The following is a 20,552-nucleotide window of genomic DNA, read 5'->3' on the forward strand; positions in this document are numbered from 1 at the left end:
TTAGGAGTCGGGGCAAGGGCTTGAATTGCAGTTCAAATTAGCCTCTTGCCCCTGCTGGATTTCTTGCCGATTCAGGGTTGCGCTGACGGTTCCAGGACAAGCTGTGCGACCCCGCCACCGCCGATTTTGCGATAGACGCCATCGCGCCAGTCGCCAAGCCCATCCTGGTAGTGCGGCGAGAAGGGATTACCGGACTGTCCGCCGGCCAGGGCAAAGAGGGCATCATCCGGCGATGCGAGATCCATCAGGAAGCGCAGGCTGGGGCCATGCACGTGTGGAAGGGCAACACCCTGGCGTGGCGGCCGGATGGTCCCGCGATTGATTGAGAAGAAGTCCCCGTCGGTAGCCAAATCGGCAGACAGGAGATCGCCGAGAATCGGAATCTGCCGATAGACCGGATGGTCAAAGGGTGCCCTGTGGCTGTCGCCCCAGCGCCATTGGTGTGGATCGGCGCCATAGGCGGCGGCCAGATCACGGCGGGTGTCGCGTAGTGCCTCGGCCAGGATGTCTGCGCAACCCTCCGCCGCTGGGGTCTGGATATCGTTACAGGCATGGCCGTCGGCCAGCACGCTTTCCAGCCGGTCGACCTGCCAGAACCACCAATCGTCGAAATGGCCGCGCATTTCGTCGGCGAGAAGCCGCCGTGCGGTCCGATCGATCCAGATGGTGGCGATGAGCGGGGCAGCGGCATCCCGCGCCATGCTACCATCCCAGTGCGCCAGGATCGCGGCAAGGTCTGGATCGGCGGCTGCGGCGGCATCCTGCCAATGGCGGACGAAGTCGAGGGCCGGCGCCGAGTGATTGTCTAGCTGGATCTTCTTCAGCGCATCGAGGGTCAGCCCTTCCTGCGGTGCCAGCAGGCTGCGGATCCGCTTGGCGCGGGCGTCGTCGGGCCAATCCGCGGTAATGAAGGGGCGGTAGCCCTGGGGCCGAATGTCGTTGTTGGCGGTGACCAGGAAGTCGTTGCTGTCGCCGCGCAGCTGCGGCAGCGACGACATCGGCAAGGTGCCGGTCCAATCATATGCGCCGCTCCAGCCGGGGGCCGGCAGTCGGCTATCAGCGAAGAGGTTGCGCCGCACCGGCACGCGGCCGGCCGCGATGAAGCCGGTCACGCCCTCGCTGTCGGCATAGACCACATTCTGCTGCGGCGCGTGGAAATCAACGAGAGCTACTTCAAGCGCGGCCGCATCGTGTGCCCGGTTGACGGCGAGGATACTCTCCGGCGTGCGATCGCCGGGGAGGAGCGCCGTCCACGCGAGGGCCAGGACCGAATCCGGGGGTGGCGGATCGCCGCCGAGATCGGAAACGACCGGCCCATGCCGGGTCGCACGAATTTTGAGCGTGACATCGGCCTCGCCTTTGACCGCGATCTTCTCTTCGCGCGTCGTCATTGTCGCCGGTCCATCAGGCGTCAAATATTGATCCGGCTGACCCGCGACGAGCTTCTCCTCGAAGAGGTCCTGCGTATCGCTATGCGTCGTGGTGAAGGTCCAGGCAACCCGGCCGTTCGTGCCGATCATGAAGAAAGGCAGCCCGGGCGCGGTCGCCCCGGTCCAGGTATAGTCGGGCGTCTCGACCCGGGCGAGATACCAGGTTGCGGGCATCGCCAATCCCAGATGCGGATCGTTGGCGATGAGCGGCTTGCCGCTGGCACTGCGCTGCTCACCGACGACCCAGGAATTCGACGCCTCGCTGAGCGGCTGGCGGAAAGCTGGCAGACCGTCGTCGTTCGATGCCCGTGCCGGCGACGGCGCCGAAACGAGCAGGTCGAAGAGATAGGGCGGCAGCCCACGCTGAAGCGCGCGATTGTCGCTTTCGCTCTTCCAATTGTTGGAAAGGTCGAGCGCCATCAGGCGCCCCCAGACGAGCGAATCCGCCGGCTGCCAGGGCTCCGGCTGGTAGTTGAGGAGGTAGAATTCGGGCGGCAAGGCGCCGGAATGGTGGTCGATGAAGGCGTTGACGCCGGCCGCATAGGATTGAAGCGCGCTCTTGAGGGCGGGGCTCGCGGCGGCGACCTGTTCCTCGGCCGACCGATAGAGCCCGAGCGTACGCATCAGCCGGTCCGTCTCAAGCGTCGCCGTCCCAAGGAGTTCGGACAGGCGCCCGGCACCCAGGCGCCGCATGGCATCCATCTGGAAGAGGCGGTCCTGCGCATGAACGAAGCCCAGTGCGAAATAGGCGTCGGGCAGGGACTGTGCGTTGATGGTCGGTATGCCGCGATCATCCCGCGTGATGCTGACCTCGGCCGCAAGTCCGGGTAGGGAAAGCGTGCCGTCTTCCTGTGGCAGGCTGGTACGCAGCCACAGGAAGCCACCGCCGGAGACGATCGCGATGAGGAGGAGCGCGCCGAGGAAGAGGCGCAGGGACCAGCGCAGGATCAAGGAAAGTCCGCCAGGATCCGCGCCCGGTCCTCGTCAAGTTCCGGCGCACGCGGCCGGCTGGTCGCCTGAGGAAAGCCGGAGAATTTGATGGGCGAACCAGCAACGGCCAGCGGCGCCACGCTGTCATCGTCGACCGGCAGCACGATCTGCCGATGCTGGACCTGCGGATCGTGGATCGCCTGCGCCACGTCGTTGATCGGCGCCGATGGGATGCCGGTGCGATTGAAGAGGTCGAGCCAATGGTCCGTCGTCTTTCCGGTCAGGAACGCCTCCAAAGCCGTCTTCAACTCAATGACATTCTCAGACCGCTTGGCGTTGGTGGCAAAGCGTGGATCGTCGGCGAGGTGCGGGTGCTCGATCACCTCGCAAAAGGTGCGAAACAGCCCGTCATTGCCGCAGGCGATGACGACATGCGAATCCTGCGTCCGGTAGGCTTCGAAGGGCGCAATCGACGGATGGCGGGCACCCAAGGGTTTCGGTGCCTTGCCGCTGGAGTAATAGCGGGCGATGGCGTTCTCAAGGAGGGCCAACTGGCTGTCGAGCATGGCGACGTCGACCGTGATCCCTTCGCCCGAACGGTTGCGGTGATGCAGCGCCGAGACGATGCCGATCGTGGTGAAGAGGCCGGCGCCGAGATCGCCGATCGACGCGCCGACCCGCGTCGGTTCATTTCCTTCATGTCCCGTGATGCTCATGATACCACCCATCGCCTGCGCGATGATGTCATAGGCCGGCCGGTCGGCATAGGGGCCGGTCTGGCCGAAGCCGGAAGTCGAGGCGTAGATGAGCTGCGGGTACATTTCTTTCAGCGCCATCTGTCCGAAGCCGAGGCGCGCCATCGTGCCGGGCCGGAAATTCTCGATCAGCACGTCGGCACGTTTCAGCAGGCGATGCAGGATGGCCTTGTCCGCGTTCTGTTTCAAATCCAGCGCGATCGATTCCTTGCCGCGATTCTGGGCGATGAAATAGCCGGACTTGCCGTTGATGAAGGGGCCATAGGCCCGGGAATCGTCACCCCCATTTGGGTTTTCAATCTTGATCACCCGGGCGCCGAGGTCGGCAAGCAGCATGGTGCAAAATGGGCCGGCCAGGACCCTGGTCAGGTCGATGACGACGATCCCGGCCAGTGGCCCCTGCTGTCGGATGTCTTTGGCCGTCGGCGCCTGGCCGGATTGCGTCATGCTCAAATCCCCTGTTGTCATTCATTTGACTTGTTGATTGGGCATGTAGATAGCTGATCCCGGGGCCGGGTGACAACCGGCGGCCCATCGGCTAGAAGCCGTTCATCTGCCTAAAGGAAGCCTCGGGGGTACGCCATGGCCAAGGAATTCGACAGCGTGCGCAGCATGATCGAGGCGCTGAAGCCGAGCTATCCGGTCTATTGCCTGCGGCCCGATATCATCGGCCAGGCCGCCGGTCGCTTCCTCGACCAGTTTCCGGGGCGCGTCCTCTATGCCGTGAAATGCAACCCGCACCCCGAGGTTCTGCGCGCCCTGCACAAGGCCGGCATCCGGCATTTCGACACGGCCTCCTTGCCCGAGATCGCCCAGGTCCGCGAAACCTTCCGCGACGCTGCCTGCTATTTCATGCATCCGGTGAAGGGCCGGGCGGTGATCGGTACGGCTGCCAAGGTCTATGAAATCGACACCTATGTGGTCGACCATATCAGCGAGCTCAACAAGATCCTGACCGAGACGGGCGGTGCCGAGGGCCTTACCATCTATGTCCGTTTCAAGACGCCGCCGGTCGATGGCGCGCTCTATCATCTGGCGGCGAAGTTCGGTGCCGAAGCGGATGAGAGCGCTGCGATCCTGCGCGAGGCGGCATCGCGCGGCTGCCGCGTCGGTCTGGCCTTCCATGTCGGGTCGCAATGCCTTGTCCCCGGCGCCTATGCCGAGGCCTTGAAGATTGCCGGTGAGATTCTCGAGAAGGCGAAGGTCGATATCGTCGGCCTTGATGTCGGCGGCGGATTCCCCGCCCAATATCTGGGCACCAACATGCCCCCCTTCGAGGATTTCATCCACGAAATCGAGGAGGGTGTGAAGCGCCTGAAACTCCGCCGCGACTGCGTGCTGATGTGCGAGCCCGGCCGTGCCCTTGTCGCCCATGCCGTGTCGGTGGTGACGCAGGTGCAGCTGCGCAAGGACAATCAGCTTTACATCAATGACGGAATCTACGGCTCGCTCTCGGAAATGGTCGATGCCGGCCTTCGCCTGCCGGCGCGGGCGCATCGCCTCAATGGCCAGTTCTCAGGGACGCCGATGGATTTCACGCTCAACGGACCGACCTGCGACTCCCTCGACGTTTTGCCATCGACCTTCTCGCTGCCCGCCGATATCGACGAGGGCGATTGGATCGAAATCGACCGGGTCGGTGCTTATTCAAACGCGCTTGCCACGCATTTCAACGGCTTCACGCCGGAAACCCTGGTGGTTGTCCATGATCAACCGATCGGATCGGTCGCTTGATGGAGCCGCGGCAGAAATCGTTCCTCGGCCTCAGCCCGGCCGGTTTCCACCGTGTCGCCTATGCTGAATGGGGCGATCCGCAAGCGGCGCGCACGATCGTCTGCTGTCACGGTTTGACGCGCAACGGTCGCGACTTCGACGCGCTCGCCAAGGAACTGGCAAAGTCCGCCCGCGTGATCTGCCCCGACATCGTCGGTCGCGGCCGCAGTGAATGGCTGCGCGACCCGGCGCACTATGGCTATCCGCAATATTGCGCCGACATGGCCGCGTTGATCGCGCGCCTGGATGTGACCGAGCTCGACTGGGTCGGCACGTCGATGGGCGGGCTCATCGGCATGACATTGGCGGCGCAGGCCGGCTCGCCGATCCGACGCTTGGTCATCAACGATGTCGGGCCCTTCGTGCCGAAGGCGGCCTTGTTGCGCATTGCGGATTATGTCGGCCTCGACAATCGCTTCTCGTCGCTGACCTCGCTGGAGACGCATCTCAAAAAGGTGCTGGCACCGTTCGGCCCTTTGACCGACGCACAGTGGCAGCATCTCGTCGCCTACGGTCACCGGCGGCGCGACGATGGCACCTTCGGTCTCGCCTACGATCCGGCCATCGCGGAGAACGTCAAGAAGGCGGTGCAGGATTGGGACCTGTGGGCGCTGTGGGACCGCATCTCCATTCCAACGTTGTTGCTGCGCGGTGGGGATTCCGATTTGCTGCTGCCGCAGACAGCCGACGAGATGACCCGGCGCGGCCCGCGCGCCAAATTGGTGACGTTTCCCGGCATGGGACATGCGCCGGCCCTGATGGCGCCGGACCAGATAAGCGTGATCGAGGCATGGCTGACGGCGAGCTGAGGATCCTGCAGAAATTCGATCTGCCGCCGTTCCGGCCGTTACGCCTGTGGCGGGGCGGCGATCTGCAGACCTTGCGCAACTGGCTGCGCCCGCCGAAGGACGAACTCGATCAATGGCCGGGCGAAGGTTATATCTTCACCTGCCATGATGGCAGCGGTGATCGGCTGATCGCGAAGCTCCATCGTCCGACCCATGCCGCCCGCCGCCCGCTGATCCTGCTTGTCCACGGCCTCTCTGGCAGCGAAGACAGTTATTATTGCCGAGTCAGCGCCGCGCATCTCTTGGCCGCCGGCTATCCGGTGATGCGGCTTAACCTGCGTGGCGCGGGGCCCGGGCGCGATTTCGCCAAGACCACTTATCACGCCGGCCGCAGCGAGGACGTGGCGAGCGTCATCCACGATCTCGATCACAAGCTGAAGCGGCACGGCATCGTGGTCATCGGCTTCTCGCTGGGCGGCAATGTCGTTCTCAAATATCTCGCTGAGGTTGGCGCCAGTGCCGATCTCCTCGGTGCCGTCAGTATTTCGGCGCCGATCGATCTCCGAGCGGCCGCGCATTGCATCACCTCGAAGCGCAACCGGCTCTATCATGCGCATCTCATCGAAGGGATGCGCAAGGAGCGGGGCTTGGACGCCAAGGACATCCGCACGATCACCGAATACGATAACCGCATCGTCGCACCGGAGGCCGGCTTCCGCGATGCCGAGGAATATTACGCCGAATGCTCCGCCGCGCCGCGTTTGGGGAGCATTCGCGTGCCGACGCTCGTCATTCACGCCTCCGACGATCCCTGGATTCCCGTCGAGACCTATGGACAGGTGCATTGGGACGACAACCCCTATCTGCATCTCAAATTGCCGGTCTCCGGCGGCCATGTCGGTTTCCACGGCATCGGCCTCGACCGCCCCTGGTACGATCTTGCCATTCTCCGCTTCCTCGACATCTTGCGGCACAAAGCGCACTGACACAGTGTCGCCGCCATAATTTTGCCCCGAGCCATCCATATACAGGCGATCTTCTCAATTCAGGGGACGCTGATGTTCAACAGGATTATCGCTGTCGTGCTTGTCGCTTTGGCTGGCACCGCTGCACAGGCGGCACACGCTGACGTGACCTGCTCGCTGCTCGTCGATGCGGCGAGCGGTGCCGAGCTGCTGCATGAAGGCGAATGCGACCGTGCTGTCACACCGGCCTCAACCTTCAAGGTGCCGCTGGCGGTGATGGGCTTCGATTCCGACATCCTGGTAGATGCCGAACATCCGGCCTGGGACTTCCAGCCGGGATTTGCCGATTGGATGGAGAATTGGAAGACGACTGTGACCCCGCGTTACTGGCTCGACAAATCCGTCGTCTGGTACAGCCAGGAACTCACCAAGAAATTGGGTATGGAGAAGTTCCGCTCCTATGTCGAAGCATTCGATTACGGTAACAAGGATGTCAGCGGCAATTCCGGCAAGGATGACGGCCTCACGCAGGCCTGGCTCGGCTCCTCGCTGAAGATCACACCGCTGCAGCAGGCAGCCTTCCTGAAGAAACTCCTCGACCGCTCGCTGCCGGTTTCAGGGAAGGCCTTCGACATGACCTATGCATCGATGCCGCAAACCAAGCTCGACAGCGGCTGGACCGTCTCCGGCAAAACCGGCACCAGTTTCCTCAGCAATGCCGACGGCTCCAAGGATGCGCAAAAGCGTCAACTCGGCTGGTTCGTCGGCTGGGCGGAAAAAGACGGCCGCAAAATCGTCTTCGTGCGCCTCATCGAAGACAAGACGAAGCAGAAATCCTTCGCCGGCATGCGCGCCAAGCAAGGCGCGCTTGAGTGGCTGCCGGGGGTACTGGGGAAGTTGTGAATTCCTCCAATCCGTCATGCCCGGGCTTGACCCGGGCATCAGCCTGCAACTGAAGCACAGAGCCCAGTCGCAACCGATCCCCGGGTCAAGCCCGGGGATGACGAATGAGAGGGGGGAGGCCTACTTCGCCTTCGCTAGCTTCTCCGCCACTTCGATGGCGGAGTAGGTGAGAATTCCGTCGGCGCCGGCACGCTTGAAGCAGAGCAGGCTTTCCATCACGACGCGGTCATTGTCGAGCCAACCGTTCTGGGCGGCGGCCTTGATCATCGCGTATTCGCCTGAGACCTGATAGGCGAAGACCGGCATCTTGAAGGCTTCCTTCACGCGCCAGACGATGTCGAGATAGGGGAGGCCCGGCTTCACCATCAGCATGTCGGCACCCTCGGCGACGTCGAGCGCGCATTCGCGCAAGGCCTCGTCGCCATTGGCGCTGTCCATCTGATAGGTACGCTTGTCACCCTTGCCGATCGCAGATTTCGAACCGACAGCGTCGCGGAACGGGCCATAGAAGCCGCTCGCATACTTCGCCGCATAGGACATCAGCTTCACCCGCTGATATCCGGCTGCATCGAGGGCATCGCGCAGGCGACCGATGCGCCCGTCCATCATGTCGGAGGGGGCGGCAATATCGACGCCGGCATCGGCCTGTGCCAGGGTCTGGCGGATCAGGACCTCGATGGTCGCGTCGTTGACGATCTCGCCCTTTTGCATCAGCCCGTCATGGCCATGATCCGTGTAGGGGTCGAGCGCCACATCGCAGATGATCCCGATTTCGGGGACGGCCTTCTTGAGGGCACGGACAGCGCGATTGCACAGATTGTCGGCGCGGCAGGCTTCCTCGGCGTCGGGCGACTTCTTGTCGCGCGGCACGACGGGGAAAAGGGCGAGGGCTGGGATGCCGAGCTTCGCCGCCTTTTCCGCGGCCTTGAGCAAGGCCGGAATGGTCAGCCGGTCGACACCGGGCATCGACGGCACGGCCTCTTTCGCCGGGCCGCCTTCCTTGACGAAAACCGGCCAGATGAGATCGTTGACCGAAAGGGCGTTCTCCGCCACCAGCCGGCGCGACCAGTCTTCCTGCCGATTTCGGCGCATGCGGATGCGGGGAAACTGGCCAAACGGCTGGCGCTTGGCATGGGCATCATGGCTGTGCTCGGTCATCGGCGGATCCTGGCGGCGGCTTCAAATCAGAAAGATTACCGTCGGATACAACGTACCGAACCTGTGTGCAACAGGCGCCGGCGCCGCAGGGAGAAGACGGGTGCCGGCGATGGGGCCGGCACCCGGTAACGATGGGTGGTTATTCCGCCGCCTTCGCCTTGCCGGTGGCGGCGTCGAGGGCCTGGCCGATATCGGCGAGAATATCGTCGATATGCTCGATGCCGATGGACAGGCGCACATAGCTGTCGGAGACGCCGCTCGACAGCTGCTCTTCCGGCGTCAGCTGCGAATGGGTGGTCGAGGCCGGGTGGATCGCGAGGCTCCGCGCGTCGCCGATATTGGCAACGTGGTAGAGGAGCTTCAGGGAGTCGATGAACTTGCGGCCGGCTTCCAGCCCGCCCTTGATCTCGAAACCGAGCAGGGCACCGTAGCCGCCCTTGAGGTAGGCGTCGGCGCGACGCTTCTCCTCACCGCCGGCAAGGCTCGGATAGATGACCTTGCTCACTGACGGGTGGCTGTTGAGATAGTTGGCGACCGCCTGGGCGTTCTTCACATGCTCACGCATGCGCAGCGGCAGCGTTTCCAGGCCCTGGATGAAAAGGAAGGCATTGAACGGGCTCATCGCGGCGCCGAGGTCGCGCAGCAAGGTCACACGCGCCTTGATGATATAGGCGATCGGCCCCAGCGGCTTCACGGCCTGCGTCCAGACGGCGCCGTGATAGGAGGGGTCCGGCTGGTTGAGGCCGGGGAAGCGCGCGGCATTGGCTTCCCAATCGAAATTGCCGCCGTCGATGATGGCGCCGCCGATCGACGTGCCGTGACCGCCGATATATTTCGTGGTCGAGTAGACGACGATGGCTGCGCCATGATCGAACGGGCGGGCGATGATCGGCGCTGCCGTGTTGTCCATGATCAGCGGCACACCCAGCTTGCGGCCGATATCCGCCACTTCCTTGATCGGGAAGACGCGCAGCTTCGGGTTGGGCAGGGTCTCGGCATAATAGGCGCGGGTCTTGTCGTCGGTCGCCTTGGCAAAGGCTTCCGGGTCCTTCGGATCGACGAAGCGCACTTCGATGCCCTGGTCCTTGAACGTGTTGGCGAACAGGTTCCAGGTACCGCCATAAAGGTCGGTCGAGGAGACGATGTTGTCGCCCGCCTTGGCGATGTTCTGGATCGAGAAGGCCGAGGCCGCTTGGCCCGACGCAACGGCGAGGGCGGCGACACCGCCTTCCAGGGTTGCCAACCGCTCTTCAAGGACGGCGGTCGTCGGGTTCATGATGCGGGTGTAGATGTTCCCGAAGCGCTTCAGGCCGAAAAGATCGGCCGCGTGGGAGCTGTCGTCAAATTGATAGGACGTCGTCTGGTAGATCGGCACGGCGACCGAATTCGTGGCACTGTCGCGGCGGTGGCCGGCGTGCAGAACGATGGTTTCAGGATGCTTGCTGGCAGTCATTTTACGTCTCCAGTGTGTGATATTCTATGCGGCAAGTGAATTATTGTCTCGCAAATTTATGGTAATCTCAAGACGGGTCGGCGTGGCATTGCGCAGCAGGTCCAGGACCGGATCGTGCCGCTCGACCGTGATGCGCAACCGCTCCAGGTCATGGATGTCGGCGCCGCTTGTCAGGCGCGCCTCGGCGCGAAGATTGCCGGGTCCTGGACGAACGCCATCGGCCGCGGCCGCAATCCCCTGCAGGTCCAACCCCGCCTCGACCCTGATTTCGACACCCGCCAATGGGATATCGAGCGCGACGGCGAAGCAGCGATAGCTGGCAGCGAGACTCCCGGCCAAGGCCTCTAGAACGCGTTGTACTTGATCGGCTTCAGGGCGTGCGACCGCAGCGCCGGCCCGGGCCTTCAGCGTTACCTGGGCGCATTTGGGTTCGCGGCGAATCTCATCCTGCAAATGCTGGATGGTGGTGTTGGTATGGTTGGTCATTCGCGTCAGCCCTCCTTCAGATAGGCAAGTCACTCGCCTGGGGCCAAGGCATCGAAGCGCTTTAGCTCTTGGTGACGCGGTGCAAGCTGCCCCTCAAATTCCGCGGGTCCATTAGGTGGACCAGGCCAAAACGACAAAACCCGCCGCGTCAATCGACGGGCGGGCAGCCAAAACCGGTTTCTTTCTAAAACCGCGCTTTAGCTGCATTTATTAAGCGCCCGCAAGCTGAGCTTCAAATCGGCGCAGGGCGGAGAATGGTCCCGGCGGGCCCGGCTGTCAAGCCGGCTTGACGGCGTCCTTCACATGGAAGAAGAACCAGGATCATTTTATAACCGCGCGGGCGCCCTAGATTCATGAGTTCCTTCCAAGACGTCCTTTTCTCCATTGAGAACGGCCACGGCCGCATCGTCCTCAACCGGCCCCAGGCGCTCAATGCCCTGACCCTCGACATGATCGATGCGATCAGCGCGCAACTGGCGGGCTGGGAGATGCGTGCCGACATCAAGGCGATCATCATCACCGGCGCGGGCGACAAGGCCTTCTGTGCCGGCGGCGATGTGAAGGCCGCCTATGAAGCCAAGAAGCGCGGCGATCTCGGCTATCTCGAAGATTTCTACCGGCGCGAATATCAGCTCAACTACCGGCTCGCGACCTACAAGAAGCCGATCATCGCGATCATGGACGGGATCGTGATGGGCGGTGGAGCCGGCATCGCGCTCAATTGCTCGCATCCGGTGGTGACGCACAAGACGCTGTTTGCAATGCCCGAATGCCGTATCGGCTTGTTCCCGGATGTCGGCGCCGGCAGCTTCCTCAATCGTGCCTCGCCGTCGCTGGCACTGGCACTGGGGCTTCTCGGGTTGAACCTACGTGGCCCCGGCATGATCAAGGCGGGGCTCACCAAGCATTTTGTCGGCAGCGGCCGGGTGGGCGAGGTCGCCATCGAGCGGCTGGATGAACTGCAGCTCCCCGTCGAGCAAGCCGGAATCGACCAATTGGTACCCCTCATCGAACCCGTTTTCAGCCTGAAATCCTTCGACGAGATCGTCACCGTGCTGGCGGCGCGGCGCGACACATGGGCGAGCGAGACCCTCAAGGCCCTGCGCGCGCAGTCGCCCACCAGCCTGCGGGTGACCTTCGCGCACCTCACCCGGTCGCGCGGCCGGGACCTCGCCGAGATCCTCAAGACTGACTTCCGTCTCTCGCAGCATTTCATGGCCGGGACCGACTTTTTCGAAGGTGTTCGAGCCCAGCTCGTCGATAAAGACCACAGCCCGAAATGGCACCCGGCCGACTGGGCGGACGTGCCTGCGGCGGCCGTCGAGGGCTATTTTGAACCCGTGCCGGGTATTAAGGACTGGGCGCCACAGACCCGGTGACAGGTCCTAACCACTGTGCCTGACGCGAAAAAAGCGAATTTGGGCAGAGACGAGGCTAGCGCCGGATTAACCATTGCTTTACGATGCATAGCTAGCTTGAGGCCGACTCGCGACCATTATCGGGCGCGCAACGCTACTGGGGATTAGCGGTGAAAAAAGCTTATCTGGAAACGATCGCGCTGGTTGAGCGCCTGCATCGCGAGTGTCTTGAAGTGATCAAGGCAGATCTCGATCGCCAGGGCATCCGGGACTTGAACAACGTCCAGGCCATGATCCTGTTCAATATTGGCAGCGATGTGCTCTCGGTCGGTGAATTGACCAACCGCGGCTACTATCTCGGCTCGAACGTCTCCTACAACGTGAAGAAGATGGTCGAAAACGGCTATCTCATTCAGGAACGCTCACCACATGACCGCCGCGCGGTCCATGTGAAGCTCTCGGACAAGGCGCTGGCTGTCGTGCAAAAGATGCACGACATGTACGATAAGCACTTGTCGGCGTTGAACAATGAGACCTTCAAGGATGGCGAGCTGGATGGTGTCAATCTGACTCTCCGGCGCCTTGAGCGCTTCTGGGCTGCCTCGATGGATTACGCCCCGCGGTAAGGCAGGCGAGGGGGCCAGCGAAGGCCCCCAATTCACCTTTATTCAGTTGCCAGCATCGTCCAGTCGACGGCCGTGCCACGCTTCAAATCGCGCGTCGCGCGCCGGCCGATCACGTCCGGCAGGTGCTTCGGCGCCAATCCTTTACCAGGACGGATCGAGCGCACATTCTCGGCGCCGATGATGTCGCCGGCCTTCACATCCTTGACGACGTAGAGCGACCGGCGCAGCGGACGGATCCCGGCCTCGGAAGCGCTCGGGCCATAATGAACGGTGCCCAGAGCCTCCCAGGCGACATTCACCGCCTCGATCATTTGCGCAAGCTCGGCCGGCTCCAGGCTGAAGGTCGAATCGACGCCACCATCGGTGCGCGCCAAGGTGAAATGCTTCTCGACGACGGCCGAGCCAAGGGCCGTCGCCGCGACCGGCACCGCGGTTCCCATCGTGTGATCAGAGAGGCCCACCACACAGTTGAACATCTCGGAGAGGTGCGGAATGGTGCGCAGATAGCTCTCGGCCGGTGGCGTCGGATATCCGCTGGTGCATTTGAGGAGGATCAGCTCCTTGCAGCCGGCGCCTTGGGCCGCGGCAACCGCCTCGGCGATCTCGCCCACTTCCGAGGCCCCGGTCGACATGATCATCGGCTTGCCGGTCCGGGCGACGTATTGGATGAGCGGGATATCGCACAGCTCCAGCGACGCGATCTTGTAGGCCGGTGCCCCCAGCTGTTCCAGCATGTCGACGGCCGTGTGGTCAAAGGGCGAGCTGAAAACGGCAATGCCGAGTTCGCGGCCAAGGGCAAAGAGCGGCTCATGCCACTCCCACGGCATCGCCGCCTCCTTGTAGAGGTCGAAGAGGCGCGCCCCGTTCCACAAGCCGCCGCTGACGCGGAAATCCGGACCGTCATGGTCGATCGTGATCGTGTCGGCGCGGTAGCTCTGCAGTTTCAAGGCATCGGCGCCGGCCTTCTTGGCCGCGCGCAGAATGTCCTTCGCACGTTCCAGGCTGCCGTTATGGTTGGCCGAGAGCTCGGCGATGACATAGGGGCGACGGTCCTGGCCGATCTCGCGACCAGCGATGGTTACGCGCTGCATCAATCCTCCTTGCGCTGGGACGGGTAAGAATGGAAATAGCCGTCCGCAGCCAATTGGTAGTCTGCCCGAATGAAGAGTGCCAGCGAGGCCAAGTTATCGGGCAGGATCTTGGCATAGAAATGGGCGCCCGGCGCCAGCTGTCGGACTGCCTTCAGCAACGCCGCGCCAACGCCCCGGCGATGATAGGATCGTTCCGTGGCGATCGAAATCAGGAACTCTGGCCGGCCATTGTCCTCGCCGATCCAGTCCAATCGCACGAAGGCAGCGGGTTGGCCGTCCACTTCGGCAATCAAGAACCAGTCCGCGATAGCCGACAATCGCTCCATCAGCCAACGATGATGCTCTTCCGCGGTCGGGATCGCCGGGTTGAGCGCGTAGCGGCGCGTTTCCGGCACGCGCTGCATTTCCATCAGCATCTGTTCGTCGCGGGCCTCGACAACACGCAGGTCCAGCTTGCGCCCATCGCGCAGCGTGGGCGCTGAAAGCAGTGCGACAGTGATGCGCTGTGTGCCGCGACCATCGCAGATGTCGAAGGCTGCTTGCGCCATGCGGCGCTGCAAATCAGGCGAGGCGTGCAGATTGGTCAAATGCGCGGCAAGTTTCTTGGCAACGTCTGCTCGGGCTTCCGTCGTCAGGAAGCCTGCGAGCAGCCCCGCACCCGCTTGTTCGATCACTTGCGCATTGAAGCGTTGGTTTTCAGCAATCCCGACGAGAATTGAGGGGAGGCCAATACAGCTGCGCTCCCAAGCCGACGTACCCGGGGCACCAATTGCAAGATCGGCCGAAGCCATCAACCCGGCCATATCGGCAACGTCCGTCAACAAGCGAGCACGGCCATTGCAGGCGGCAATTTGGGATCGGACCCTTTCGATATGCGGTGCCTGACTTCCCAGGACGACATCGACGCTGAGGCCCGGCATGTCCTTCAGAACGTCGAGCGCCAGTCCGGTGCCATCCAGCGGATCAACGCCGCCGAAGGCGATGAGGACTCTCGACACTGATTTCTTGTCTTTGCTTTCGACCGCCTGCTGTTGCTGCGCGCGCCTTCCCATGAATTGCTGCCGAAGCAGAGCGGCGTCCGGCCCCAGCAGCAGGTGGGCCTTGCGCTTGCCGTTCAAGCTCGCATAGCGGGCATTCCAGTCGCCGGGAGTCGGATTGACAATGACGTCTGCATCCAGCGCCCGGTCTGCAAGATCGTCAAAATAGACAATGCGCGCGGCAAAGCGCCTAGCCGCCGTCGCGAACTCCGACGTGACCGCGTAATCGTCGATAATCAGCACATCGCAAGCGCCTGCCGAGGCAGCAATCTGTGCTGCATGATCTTGCGCATCCTGCCCCTGCAGCCTGATTTGGACACGGGCCGGCACGGTGCTACCTAGAAATTCGCAACTCTTCTCATCGGCCGCCAACAGGCAGCGCCAACCCAGAGATTCCAACCGCATCCAAAGCGCGTGGCAACGCATGGCATGACCGGTACCGATTTTCTCGTCCGCGACCGTTCGAAAGATGACCGTCCGCGTTCCAGGATCGTTGGCCATCGCCGATCCGACGCGGTGGCGAATGTTCGTCACTGCGAGGCCAGGAATTTCGTTGATCCTGGACAAGGCGTCTTGCCAAGTCGGAATCTTGTCACTCGGCAGATTGGCGAACAACTGCCGGAAGAACGTTAGATCTTCTGGATAGTCGAGCGTCCAGCGCTGCTGATTGGCAGGCCAGCCGGGGCCGATCACATTGACGCGTCGCAGGTCCGGACTGCGCCGCATCCAAGGTGTTACATGTTCCCTGTCATAGCCTTCCGTTGCTTCGGAGGCAGCCTGTTCAAGCACATCCCGCGTAAACGCCTCGCAATCGAGGCCATGCGGGAAAAGCCGCGGCATGTTGTTGGCCGCGTAATCCGCATCCTGCTGCTCGCGCGCCTTGATGACTTTCTCGCATACCCAGGGATCGATCAGGGGGCAATCGCTGGTGACCCGCAGGATCACGTCGGCATCGACCATGCGCGCAGCACCCAGATAGCGGCTCAGCACATCCTTCTCGTCCCCTCGGAAGACGACAGCGCCGCATTTTTGCGCCAACTGCACGATCGGGTCGTCGCTGGTCTGGTCGGTTGTCGCGATGACGACGACATCGGCATTCTTTACCGCCTGGAGACGCTGGATCACATGCGAGAGGACTGCCCGACCGCCGATCTCTTCGACAATCTTGCCCGGCAGACGAGAAGAGCCCATCCGGGCCTGCACGATGATCGCCGTACAGGGTTTCTTGGCATTCGCTTGCGGCGTTCCGGAGGGCAGCGCCGCCATGACCCGCTCATTGATGGTCATCTGCAGCAGAGCCATTGTAAGCGGTGTGATGCTGGCCTTGTTCTTGGCGATGAACTCCGGAACATCCTCAAGGCTCAGCAGGCTGAGGCTGTCGTACTCGTCGCTGGCCTTTGACGCAGAAATCGCCTGAATTTCGGACCAGCTCAGATCGGTTTCCACTTTGAAGCACACGTCAAAAACATTGCTGTGGGCGTCGCTGGCAATGGCCAGCGGCCGCACCGCAGTGACCGAGCTTTCTTCGATCCCGATTTCCTCACGCAGCTCCTGCATCAACTGCTTTTGCAGATTGATCGCGCCGGATTGGTCATAGGTGCTCAAATCGACCGAACCTGAAGGCGCCAGTTCCCACAGGCCCGGGAATTGGTAGACAGATCTGCTGCGCAGGCCGATGACGATACCCTCCCGGCAGAGCAGCAGCCCGGTGACGGCGAGCGGTCGAACCTGGGACCATTGAAAAACGGAGGGGTCGCGCGATTGGGCCAGCAGCCAGCGATATTCGGCGCGCCGTCCGGAGATTTTGCTTCCGTTGATCGACGTTACGGAGACGATCTCGCCGTTGAAGAGATCGCCGCCCCGCCGCTCGCTCTCACCCTGCCAGATCGTGGTGGCGGTTTGCTCGATCTCTTCAGGAATATCCTGCGTGACCGAAACCAGGGTGGCAATCGGATTGTCCGTAATGCGCACAACCGAAACCGAGTGAATCACGACCCTCTCCCTGGCTCGAACCGCTGCCTGATATAACGGAGGGCGGCGTCGAGGTCCCTTGCAAAACAGGCGATCTTGGGCGGGAGGATGTCCGGTGCCCGGCTTTCCGTCAACCAGATGACGTCGAGACCGGCTCTGGTGGCCGATTCGATGCCGGATCTGGAATCTTCAACGACAATACAGTTCTGCCGGTCGGCATTCAGCGATTCGACAAGCCGGTTGTATATCTCGGGATCCGGCTTGCTGGCGCGGCATTGATCCGCGCCGACGACGCAATCGATGGCAGCGGTCAGGTCATGGCGAGCCAGCCAGGCTTGGATGACCGGTGTCCGGCTGGCCGAGCCGATACCGATCAGCCAGTCGCGATCCCGAGCCCAGCCGATCAATTCCCGGGCGCCAGGCGATGGCAGGGATAGGCCGACCGCTTCTTCGACCCGCGTCCAATAGGTCTGCCACTCCTTTTCCGCGTCCCGGTGGGGAGCGAACTTTTCCGCCAATGACCGGATCAGTTCGAAGAGATTCGCCCCATTGGCTTGCTCGAAGGTCGGTGCCTTGTCCTCGGCTGCTATTTCGGCCAGGAAGTCGGCATAGGTGCGGCGCAATCCGGGAAGGGTGTCGGCCAGCGTTCCGTCAAAATCGAGCAGGAGCGCGCGGCGTTTGCGATCGCTGTCATGTAGCGTTGGCGCGTGCATTGCCGAAGCCGGCTCAATCCTGTCGAGGTTTCCGGCAGAGAAGCAGGAAATTCTGTCCCACGGGGCCAAGGTCGAGGCGCAGATTGTTTGTCAGTTCGATATTGATCTGCGCGGCGGCAGTGACGAGCGGATGTTCGTAATCGATGATGCCGCCATTGGTCATGGGCAGCAGGACATAGAGCATGAGGTCGTGGAGGCTGCTGACATGGTCATTGCAGACAACGTCCAGCCCACTTTCCTTGGCCAGATTCTCAAGGGCTTCCGCCTCGAAGAATGTGTTGAATTTGTCGATCGGGCGTTCGGACAAGCCGGCAGACTTGCGCAACTGGTCCTGGCGCTGACGCGCCGGCACGGAATTCTCGATCGTCGCGACGTAACCGCCGGGACGCACTTTGGAAACAAGTTGCCGGTAGGCCTGCGACTGCAAATCCCAGGTGTTCAGATTGATCAGGCACCGATTGGTAAAAACAACATCGTAGGACCCGGGCACGTCGCTGAGATCAAGAGCGTTGCCGACCTGATAGGTCAATCGGTCGGACGGGATTGAATCTTCCTGCTGCCGCAGCTTGGCGGCCTCGATCATCTCGGGAATATAATCGACACCGCGCACGTGGCATTTCGGAAAATTCTGGGCGATCCAGCTGCAGTTGAAACCGTTCCCGCACCCAACTTCGAGTATCTCGAGCGGACGGCCGATTTCGCGCTGGGCAAGATCGATGACGCGGCCCAGAGCCGCCACTTCGATCATCTTGGCGGTGCGTCCTTTGGTCGTGGCGCGCAAATCCTTGCCGAACGAAACAGCCCAGTTCCGCCAGTGCCGCTCGATATCACCGAGATTCATCGCCTCTGAACTCATCGCTTCTGACCAATCCTTATTTGAACGTGCTGCCGATGAACTGGCGAAAATGCGCCATCGCGCCGAGCTTTTTCTCGGTCAGCAATACAACTTTCGACCCACAATGATACACGCTGGGCTTGAGGTTGATATCGAGCGTCCGGGCCATGCGTGTCAGGCTTGCCAGGATTTGCGCGTTGCTGAAATCGGGAAATAATGTGCCCCGGACGTTCTTGTCTTTCAAGTTCCATTGATAGTCCCAGGACGTTCGCCAGGCGCTGCATTTCGATCCGACAGACGCGCCGCCCTCGCGCGTCCGGACCAGAGATTCCAGCTGGTCGATGATCTGCTCGGCGCCGAGATGATCTGGGCTAAAGCTCATGCTGTCGACGAAGCAGGACCGCATGGCTGGTGAGTAGTCGATCCGCTGTTTGCCGGATAGGTGTTTGAGGATCATCTCCACACCTTCAGCGATTGAACTGGCAACGGGATTGACGCGGTTGGCCAGATAGCGGGCGACGACGGGGCTGGTTGTTGCCTGAACACACAAGGCTGGCTTGTCGAGGCCGATTGCTTCGACACCGGTCGTGCAGTTGGTGTGAATCAGCAATTCGGACGCCATGATCCAGGGGACCGATGGTCCTTCACGAACCACCAGCAACCTTTTGGAACCGGCAAAATGTTCAGTCCAAGTCTGCAAACGCTCGCTCGGATGGGGGCGCAGGACGATTGAAACATCCGGATCGCTGGCAAGCACTTGTTCGACGATGGACACGATGGCCGTGTGGTTCTCGCGTTCCATGCGGAGGAAGTCGTCGAGGAACTGCCTGGTTTCCGCAGTCGACAGGTCGATCTTTCCCTGGCGCGCTTGCTCTTGAACCATGAATTCCGCCGGTCCCTTTTCGGAATTGGTCCAGCCGAAATTCGTGTTGATGAGAATGAACCGGCCGTAGCGGGCGCGGATGGCATCGGCCTCGCCGTCGTGGATATGGCGCAAGTTGGGCCGGAGCAGGTCCCAGCGCGGGTTGAGCGTCTTGAACACATGGTCCGCAGCGTAAGGAAAGCGGGTCTTCATGGCTTGAGCGTTGGTCTCGCCGCCGATGAAGATGGCATCGGCAGTGCGGACGGCTTCGTCCGCGATCCAGCGAAGCTCGTCCGGTTTGGTGACCAGCCCGGGAACTTCCTCCTCGATTGCCGCGATCAGATAGCCCTTTTCCTTGGCGCGGGCCATCGCTCTTGCGTCGCGCTGGGTCAGCGTCTTGGATAGATAGATGCCGGGGGGCATGTCATCGACATTGCGTTCGATCAGCCATTTTTGACCCAGCACCACTTCAAAGCCGCGGGCCAATGCCAGGGTCGCCAGCAATAGGCGCGAATCAAGCTCGCGGGAGGCAATCTCCATCGGCATGTAGAGAAGGCGCTGCAGACCCGCGACGTTGGGTGAGCGCGCTTCGACAACTCCTGATGGGGTACGCGTCAACTAAAAAATATCCCTATTATCAAGCAGTTAATTGCCGAGCCGGACACCCGGCGACCAGCACGCCAACAACCGTGTGGCTTGGGCTGAGCCTATTTACCGCGACTTGGCGGTATATCGCAAACCTCGGTGTGTTTGGGCTCGCTGGCGATGGTCCAATTTCTCTGTTTTTCCAGCCGCTTACTCACAGCATCTTCTTGAGCGATTCGTGATCGAGCCACTGAGTGTTGATGTCGCTGGCGAAGCGGAAGCCCTCGGCGACTTTCTTGGCGCCGTCGGCGGCGAAGGAGCGGCGTTCCCAATAGGTGAACACCGGTTCGATGACATAGCGGTCGTCGAGCTCGACGGTGGAGCGGCTGTCATCCTCGGTGATCATGACTTCATGGAGCTTCTCGCCGGGGCGGATGCCGATGATGTTGTGCGGGACACCGGGGGCGAGGGCGTCGGCCAGCTCGCTCACCTTCATCGACGGAATCTTCGGCACGAAGATCTCGCCGCCGCGCATGATCTGCATGCTGGAGAGCACGAAGGAAACGCCCTGCTCCAGCGTGATCCAGAAGCGTGTCATGCGGTCGTCGGTGATGGGGATCGTCTTGGCGCCCTTCTTGACCAGATCCTGGAACACCGGGACCACGCTCCCACGCGAGCCGATGACGTTGCCATAGCGCACCACGGCGAAGATCGGGTCATGGCCGCCCGAGAGCGCGTTGGCGGCGATGAAGATCTTGTCCGAGGCGAGCTTCGAGGCGCCGTAGAGGTTGACCGGGTTGGCCGCCTTGTCGGTCGACAGGGCGACGACGCGC

At 62.0% G+C, this 20,552-nt stretch carries 17 protein-coding genes; 6 read left to right on the forward strand and 11 right to left on the reverse strand.

All coding sequences use genetic code 11. The annotated features are described in order from the left end of the window. Window positions 1-71: 71 nt before the first annotated feature. The gene (locus tag ACE3PP_RS21230; RefSeq protein ID WP_374385315.1) at window positions 72-2,381 is read right to left on the reverse strand and encodes a penicillin acylase family protein; all 2,310 of its coding nucleotides are present in this window, start codon (window positions 2,379-2,381) and stop codon (window positions 72-74) included. Next, a complete protein-coding gene (locus tag ACE3PP_RS21235) occupies window positions 2,378-3,562 on the reverse strand; it encodes a CaiB/BaiF CoA transferase family protein (RefSeq protein WP_374385316.1) in 1,185 nt (394 codons plus the stop codon). Before ACE3PP_RS21235 ends, ACE3PP_RS21230 begins: the two co-directional genes overlap by 4 nt. Window positions 3,563-3,697: 135 nt before the next feature. Between ACE3PP_RS21235 and ACE3PP_RS21240 the strand changes: the two genes are divergently transcribed. From ACE3PP_RS21240 to blaOXA, 4 genes are all read left to right on the forward strand, one after another. Further along, entirely contained in the window at window positions 3,698-4,849 is a 1,152-nt protein-coding gene (locus tag ACE3PP_RS21240; RefSeq protein WP_374385317.1) for a type III PLP-dependent enzyme, read from the forward strand. Then, complete coding sequence (locus ACE3PP_RS21245; RefSeq protein WP_374385332.1) at window positions 4,849-5,697, forward strand: alpha/beta fold hydrolase; 849 nt, start codon at window positions 4,849-4,851, stop codon at window positions 5,695-5,697. Before ACE3PP_RS21240 ends, ACE3PP_RS21245 begins: the two co-directional genes overlap by 1 nt. Continuing rightward, window positions 5,679-6,662 carry a YheT family hydrolase gene (locus ACE3PP_RS21250; protein ID WP_374385318.1) on the forward strand — a complete coding sequence of 328 codons (984 nt, stop codon included), beginning with the start codon at window positions 5,679-5,681 and terminating at the stop codon, window positions 6,660-6,662. The genes ACE3PP_RS21245 and ACE3PP_RS21250 overlap by 19 nt, the downstream gene beginning before the upstream one ends. A 72-nt stretch (window positions 6,663-6,734) precedes the next feature. Further along, a complete protein-coding gene (blaOXA, locus tag ACE3PP_RS21255) occupies window positions 6,735-7,544 on the forward strand; it encodes a class D beta-lactamase (RefSeq protein ID WP_374385319.1) in 810 nt (269 codons plus the stop codon). Window positions 7,545-7,664: 120 nt separating this feature from the next. Here blaOXA and hemB read toward each other — a convergent pair whose 3' ends face one another. The 3 genes from hemB to ACE3PP_RS21270 form a co-directional block, all read right to left on the reverse strand. After that, entirely contained in the window at window positions 7,665-8,702 is a 1,038-nt protein-coding gene (hemB, locus tag ACE3PP_RS21260; RefSeq protein WP_374385320.1) for a porphobilinogen synthase, read from the reverse strand. 139 nt (window positions 8,703-8,841) lie between these two features. Continuing rightward, window positions 8,842-10,155, reverse strand: coding sequence for an O-acetylhomoserine aminocarboxypropyltransferase/cysteine synthase family protein (locus ACE3PP_RS21265; protein WP_374385321.1), 1,314 nt, complete (start codon window positions 10,153-10,155; stop codon window positions 8,842-8,844). A gap of 24 nt (window positions 10,156-10,179) precedes the next feature. Beyond that, the gene (locus ACE3PP_RS21270) at window positions 10,180-10,641 is read right to left on the reverse strand and encodes an OsmC family protein (protein ID WP_374385322.1); all 462 of its coding nucleotides are present in this window, start codon (window positions 10,639-10,641) and stop codon (window positions 10,180-10,182) included. Between the two features lie 353 nt (window positions 10,642-10,994). Between ACE3PP_RS21270 and ACE3PP_RS21275 the strand changes: the two genes are divergently transcribed. Next, entirely contained in the window at window positions 10,995-12,020 is a 1,026-nt protein-coding gene (locus tag ACE3PP_RS21275) for an enoyl-CoA hydratase/isomerase family protein (RefSeq protein WP_374385323.1), read from the forward strand. Between the two features lie 149 nt (window positions 12,021-12,169). Further along, window positions 12,170-12,625, forward strand: a complete 456-nt coding sequence (locus tag ACE3PP_RS21280) for a MarR family winged helix-turn-helix transcriptional regulator (protein ID WP_374385324.1) — start codon at window positions 12,170-12,172, stop codon at window positions 12,623-12,625. A gap of 38 nt (window positions 12,626-12,663) precedes the next feature. Here ACE3PP_RS21280 and pseI read toward each other — a convergent pair whose 3' ends face one another. The 6 genes from pseI to ACE3PP_RS21310 form a co-directional block, all read right to left on the reverse strand. Further along, window positions 12,664-13,716, reverse strand: a complete 1,053-nt coding sequence (gene pseI, locus ACE3PP_RS21285; protein ID WP_374385325.1) for a pseudaminic acid synthase — start codon at window positions 13,714-13,716, stop codon at window positions 12,664-12,666. After that, window positions 13,716-16,745, reverse strand: coding sequence for a UDP-2,4-diacetamido-2,4,6-trideoxy-beta-L-altropyranose hydrolase (gene pseG, locus ACE3PP_RS21290; protein ID WP_374385326.1), 3,030 nt, complete (start codon window positions 16,743-16,745; stop codon window positions 13,716-13,718). Before pseG ends, pseI begins: the two co-directional genes overlap by 1 nt. Beyond that, window positions 16,742-17,437: an HAD family hydrolase gene (locus ACE3PP_RS21295; RefSeq protein WP_374385327.1), complete on the reverse strand. Its 696-nt coding sequence runs from the start codon at window positions 17,435-17,437 to the stop codon at window positions 16,742-16,744. Before ACE3PP_RS21295 ends, pseG begins: the two co-directional genes overlap by 4 nt. A gap of 13 nt (window positions 17,438-17,450) precedes the next feature. Continuing rightward, window positions 17,451-18,293 (reverse strand): class I SAM-dependent methyltransferase, encoded by an 843-nt coding sequence (locus ACE3PP_RS21300; protein ID WP_374385328.1) that lies wholly within the window; start codon window positions 18,291-18,293, stop codon window positions 17,451-17,453. Window positions 18,294-18,309: 16 nt separating this feature from the next. Next, on the reverse strand, window positions 18,310-19,680 hold the full coding sequence (locus ACE3PP_RS21305) for a surface carbohydrate biosynthesis protein (protein WP_374385333.1): 1,371 nt from the start codon (window positions 19,678-19,680) through the stop codon (window positions 18,310-18,312). Between the two features lie 253 nt (window positions 19,681-19,933). Further along, the coding region (locus ACE3PP_RS21310; RefSeq protein WP_374385329.1) for a polysaccharide biosynthesis protein at window positions 19,934-20,552 on the reverse strand (619 nt) is incomplete at its 5' end.

Source organism: Dongia sp. (genome assembly GCF_041910485.1).
In the GTDB taxonomy this organism is placed as follows: domain Bacteria; phylum Pseudomonadota; class Alphaproteobacteria; order Dongiales; family Dongiaceae; genus Dongia.